5 protein-coding genes are annotated in these 5,633 nt (G+C 69.7%); 4 read left to right on the forward strand and 1 reads right to left on the reverse strand.

The genetic code is table 11. The features are described 5' to 3' along the window. Positions 1-1,077 (reverse strand): alpha-amylase family glycosyl hydrolase (locus tag ABZY44_RS37140; protein ID WP_356661890.1); only part of this gene is annotated, 1,077 nt, incomplete at its 3' end. Positions 1,078-1,297: 220 nt separating this feature from the next. Between ABZY44_RS37140 and ABZY44_RS37145 the strand changes: the two genes are divergently transcribed. From ABZY44_RS37145 to ABZY44_RS37160, 4 genes are all read left to right on the forward strand, one after another. Next, a complete protein-coding gene (locus ABZY44_RS37145; protein WP_356661892.1) occupies positions 1,298-2,569 on the forward strand; it encodes an extracellular solute-binding protein in 1,272 nt (423 codons plus the stop codon). Positions 2,570-2,576: 7 nt separating this feature from the next. Then, on the forward strand, positions 2,577-3,629 hold the full coding sequence (locus ABZY44_RS37150) for a sugar ABC transporter permease (protein ID WP_356661894.1): 1,053 nt from the start codon (positions 2,577-2,579) through the stop codon (positions 3,627-3,629). Next, the gene (locus ABZY44_RS37155; RefSeq protein ID WP_356661896.1) at positions 3,626-4,498 is read left to right on the forward strand and encodes a carbohydrate ABC transporter permease; all 873 of its coding nucleotides are present in this window, start codon (positions 3,626-3,628) and stop codon (positions 4,496-4,498) included. The genes ABZY44_RS37150 and ABZY44_RS37155 overlap by 4 nt, the downstream gene beginning before the upstream one ends. Before the next feature lie 70 nt (positions 4,499-4,568). Beyond that, the coding region (locus ABZY44_RS37160; protein WP_356661898.1) for an alpha-amylase family glycosyl hydrolase at positions 4,569-5,633 on the forward strand (1,065 nt) is incomplete at its 3' end.

Here is a 5,633-nt window from a genome sequence, read left to right on the forward strand (position 1 = left end):
TGCGCGGGCCAGACCCTGCGCCCCGCCCCCGTACCGCGTGACGTGGCGGACCACGTCGTGGTTCGACAGCACCCACGTCGTCGGCGCGCCGACCGAGGCGGTGGCGGCCAGGGACTCGTCGATCACGCTCCGCAGCACGGCGGGGTCCCACGGGCAGTTGAGGAAGCGGAAGTTGAAGGCCTGGTGCAGCTCGTCGGGGCGCACGTACAGCGCGAGCCGCTCGGAGGTGGGCGCCCAGGCCTCGGCGACCCCCACGCGCGGGCCCTCGTAGGAGTCGAGGAGCCGCCGCCAGGAGCGGTGGATCTCGTGGACGCCGTCCTGGTCGAAGAAGGGGAGCGGCTCGGTGCCGATCAGCGTGGCCTGGGCGCCGCGGCCGATGTCCGGGAGCCCGGGGGCCTTGACCATGCCGTGGGCCACGTCCACGCGGAAGCCGTCGACCCCGAGGTCGAGCCAGAAGCGCAGGACGGAGGTGAATTCCTCGGCGACCTCGGGAAGCTCCCAGTTCAGGTCGGGCTGCTGGGGGGCGAAGAGGTGCAGGTACCACTCGCCGTCGGGGGTCCGGGTCCAGGCCGGGCCGCCGAAGACCGATTCCCAGTCGTTGGGGGGTGCGGCGCCCGCGGGCCCCCGGCCCCGCCGGAAGTGGTAGCGGGACCGGGCGGGGGCCCCGGGGGCGCAGGCCAGCGCCTCGCGGAACCAGGGGTGCTGCTCGGAGGTGTGGTTCGGGACCACGTCCACGATGACGCGCAGGCCGAGGGCGTGGGCGGAGCGGACGAGGTCGTCGGCGTCGGAGAGGTCGCCGAAGAGGGGATCGACGGCCCGGTAGTCGGCCACGTCGTAGCCGCCGTCCGCCTGGGGGGAGACGTAGAAGGGGGTTAGCCACACGGCGTCGACCCCGAGCCGGGCCAGGTGGGGCAGGCGCTCACGGACCCCGCGCAGGTCGCCGACGCCGTCGCCGTCGCTGTCGGCGAAGGAGCGCACGTACACCTGGTAGATGACGGCATCGCGCCACCAGGCACCGCTCGCGTCGGCGTTGCTGGAAGCGCTTGCAAGCCGGGGGGCGGTCAACTCGTGGGTCATATCGGGACAACGCCGGTACACGCCCCCTGGTTGCGGGCCCGGACGGTCGAAGAGGGTTCGAACTAACAGCAAGGTGCGGCAACCGTACGGACACGTGGATGTAACGATGAGCCCTTCTTGCAGAAATTTGCCGCAAGCTCTTTCGGACAGCTTTCAGGCTTGTTACGTTCTCGGCAACTCGGGACCGCGAGGCGCGGCCGGGATCATCGAAGGAGTTCATATGCGGCGTGGCATAGCGGCCACCGCGCTGGTCGCGGCTCTGGCGCTCGCGGCGACGGCTTGCGGCGGTGACACCAAGGACGACGGCGGAGCCAAGGCCGACGGGGAGCTCTCCGGCACGGTCACGTGGTGGGACACCTCGAACGACGCCGAGAAGGCGTCCTTCCAGAAGATCGCCGAGGCGTTCACCGCCAAGCACCCCAAGGTGACCGTCAAGTACGTCAACGTTCCCTACGGTGACGCCCAGAACAAGGTCAAGAACGCCTTCAGCAGCGGCTCCGAGGCCCCGGACGTCATCCGCTCCGACGTGGGCTGGGTCGCCGACTTCGCCTCCCTCGGCTACCTCGCCGAGGTCCCGGCCGACACGGCGAAGAAGATCGACGCCGAGTTCCTGCCCCAGGCCGCGGCCAGCGGCAAGTACGAGGGCAAGTCCTACGCCGTCCCGCAGGTCATCGACACCCTCGGCCTCTTCTACAACAAGAAGATGCTCGCCGACGCCGGCGTCCAGCCCCCCACGACGCTGGAAGAGGTGAAGACCGCCGCCGCCGCCATCAAGGCCAAGACCGGCAAGGCCGGCCTCTACCTGCGCGGCGACGACTCCTACTGGTTCCTCCCCCTCATCTACGGAGAGGGCGGCGACCTCGTCGACGCGAAGACCAAGACGGTCACCGTCGACAACGCGGCCGGCGTCAAGGCGTTCAAGACCGCCCGCGACCTGGTCACCTCGGGCGCGGCGATCACCAACGCCACCGACGGCTGGACCAACATGCAGACCGCCTTCAAGTCGGGCGAAGCCGCGATGATGATCAACGGTCCGTGGGCCGTCGCCGACAGCTACGCCGGCGACCAGTTCAAGGACAAGGCCAACCTCGGCATCGCCGCCGTCCCGGCCGGCTCCGTCAAGGCGGGCGCCCCCCAGGGCGGCCACGACCTCGCCGTCTACGCGGGCTCCAAGAACATCCCCGCCGCGCAGGCCTTCGTCGACTACATGACCTCGCAGGAGGTGCAGGTCCAGTCCGCCAAGGACCTGAGCCTGCTCCCGACCCGGACCGCCGCCTACGAGCAGCCCGACGTCAAGTCCAACGAGATGGTCCAGTTCTTCAAGCCGGCCGTGGACAAGGCCGTCGAGCGCGCCTGGATCCCGGAGAACGGCTCCCTCTTCGAGCCGCTCAAGGTCGAGTACACCAAGGCGATCACCGGTGCCTCGAGCCCGGAGGACGCGGCCAAGGCGGCCGGCGTCGAATTCCGCAAGATCCTCAAGGGCTGGAAGTAACGAAACCATGGCTGCTCACACCAGCCAGTCGGTGGCGAAGGCCGCGGGCAGCGAAGTCGGTCCTGACACCGACGTCGCCGCCCGCGGCCGGAGCCGCAGGACTGACAGCAAGAACGGGACCCGGGGCGGGAACCGCCCCGGGCTGAGGCGCGCGCTGGCCACCCACTGGTACGCCTGGGCCATGATCGCCCCGGTCGTGCTCGTACTCGGCGTGATCATCGGCTGGCCGCTCGTCCGCGGCGTCTACCTGTCGCTGACCGACGCCACCGAACGCAACGTCGGCCGCACCATCGGCGCCAACCACATCGAGGCGACGTACCAGTTCGTCGGACTCGACAACTACGCCGACGTCCTCGCCGACCCGGTGTTCCTGCAGCGGCTGGTGTGGACGGTGCTGTGGACCGTCGCCTGCGTGTCGATCACCTTCGCGCTCGGCCTCGCCCTCGCCACCATGCTCAACCGGGACTTCAAGGGCCGCGCCGCCTACCGCATGGCGCTCATCCTGCCCTGGGCCGTCCCCGGCTTCGTCTCCGTCTTCGCCTGGCGGTTCCTCTTCAACCGCGACAGCGGCATCCTCAACAAGCTCCTCGAAGGCGGCGGCATCAGCGCCGTCCCGTGGCTCGACGACCCGACCTGGGCCAAGGTCGCGGTCATCGCCGTCAACGTCTGGCTCGGCGTCCCCTTCATGATGGTCGCCCTCCTCGGCGGAATGCAGTCCGTACCCGGCGAGCTCTACGAGGCCGCCGAGATGGACGGCGCCGGCCCGTGGCAGCGGTTCCGCCACATCACCCTGCCGGGGCTGCGCGCCGTCAGCATGACGGTGATCCTGCTCTCCACCATCTGGACCTTCAACATGTTCCCGGTGATCTTCCTGCTCACCCGGGGCGGGCCGGGAGACTCCACCGAGATCCTGGTCACCCAGGCCTTCCGCGAGGCGTTCGTTTCCAGCCCGCGCGACTTCGCCGGCTCGGCGACCTGGGGCGTACTGATCCTCCTGCTGCTCATGATCTTCGCGCTGGTCTACCGGCGCTCGCTGCGCAAGCAGGGAGAGGTGTGGTGACCGTGACGACCCCGCCCAAGACCGCCGCCCACCCCGGCCGCCGCCGGGGAGAGCGCTCCCCGCTGGCCTCCGCAGGCCTGCACGCCACACTGGTCGGCGCGTCCGTGATCGCCGTGTTCCCGGTGCTGTGGGTCCTGCTGACCTCGCTCAAGCCCGCGAAGCACGCCATCTCCACGGACTTCGTCAAGGAACCGACCCTCGACAACTACCGCTACCTGGTGGAGTCGACCTCCTTCCTCACCTGGTTCGGCAACTCCGTCCTCGTGGCCGGCATCACCACCGTCCTCGGGGTGTTCATCGCCGCCACCACCGGCTACGCCGTCAGCCGCTTCAAGTTCCCCGGAATGAAGCCGCTGATGTGGACCCTGCTCATCACGCAGATGTTCCCTATGGCCATCCTCATCGTGCCGCTCTACAACCTCATGGGCGACCTCGGGCTGCTCAACCAGCCGCTCGGCCTGATCATCACGTACCTCACCATCGCCGTGCCGTTCTGCGCCTGGATGATGAAGGGCTTCTTCGACACCATCCCCGTGGAGATCGACGAATCCGGCCGGGTGGACGGGCTCAACCCCTTCGGCACCTTCTGGCGGCTCATCCTCCCGCTCGCCAAGCCCGGCCTCGCCGTCACCGGCTTCTACGCCTTCATCACCGCCTGGGGCGAAGTCGCCTACGCCTCCGCCTTCATGGTCGGCGACGAGCACCTCACCCTGGCCGGCGGACTGCAGACCTTCGTCACGCAGTACACCTCCAACTGGGGTGCCATGAGCGCGGCTTCCGTCCTCATCGCCATCCCCGCCGCGTTCTTCTTCCTCTTCGCCCAGCGTCACCTCGTCGCCGGGATGACGGCAGGCGCGACCAAGGGCTGACCGCCCCGTCACGGGCTGACCACCCGCTGCCCGCCCCCTCTCACCCCCGGCCCGATCTCCCAAGGACGACATGACCCAGCACCTCGCCGACGCGCTCCCCGCCTCCACCGGCACCACGCCCGGCTGGTGGAGAGAAGCGGTGATCTACCAGGTCTATCCGCGCAGCTTCGCCGACTCCAACGGAGACGGCATGGGGGACCTCGAAGGCATCCGCAGCCGACTGCCCTACCTCAAGGACCTGGGCGTCGACGCCGTCTGGCTCAGCCCCTTCTACGCCTCCCCGCAGGCGGACGCCGGCTACGACGTCGCCGACTACCGGGCCATCGACCCCATGTTCGGCAGCCTGCACGACGCCGACGCCGTGATCCGCGAAGCCCACGCGCTCGACCTGCGGATCATCGTGGACCTGGTCCCCAACCACTGCTCCGACCAGCACGAATGGTTCAAGCAGGCGCTGCGCGAAGGCCCGGGCAGCCCCCTGCGCGAACGCTTCCACTTCCGCGCCGGGCGCGGCGAGGACGGCGCGGAGCCCCCGAACGACTGGGAGTCGATCTTCGGCGGCCCGGCCTGGACCCGGGTCGCCGACGGCGAGTGGTACCTCCACCTCTTCGCCCCCGAGCAGCCCGACTTCAACTGGGAACACCCCGCCGTCCAGGACGAGTTCCGCTCGATCCTGCGCTTCTGGCTCGACCTCGGCGCCGACGGCTTCCGCATCGACGTGGCCCACGGCCTGGTCAAGGCCCCCGGCCTGCCCGACCTCGGCCGCGGCGAACAGCTCAAGCTGCTCGGCAACCAGGTCCTGCCCTTCTTCGACCAGGACGGCGTCCACGAGATCTACCGCTCCTGGCGCCTCGTCCTCGACGAGTACGCGGGCGACCGCATCGGCGTCGCCGAGGCGTGGACCCCGAGCGCGGACCGGACGGCCCTCTACCTGCGTCCCGACGAGCTGCACCAGGCCTTCAACTTCCACTACCTGAACACCGGATGGGACGCGCAGGCGCTGCGCGCCACCATCGACGAGTCGCTGGACGCGATGCGCCCGGTCGGCGCGCCGACGACGTGGGTGCTGTCGAACCACGACGTGGTCCGCCACGTCACGCGGTACGGGGGCGGGGCGCAGGGTCTGGCCCGCGCA

Origin of the sequence: Streptomyces sp. NPDC006544 (assembly GCF_040611715.1) — a bacterium.
GTDB lineage: Bacteria > Actinomycetota > Actinomycetes > Streptomycetales > Streptomycetaceae > Streptomyces.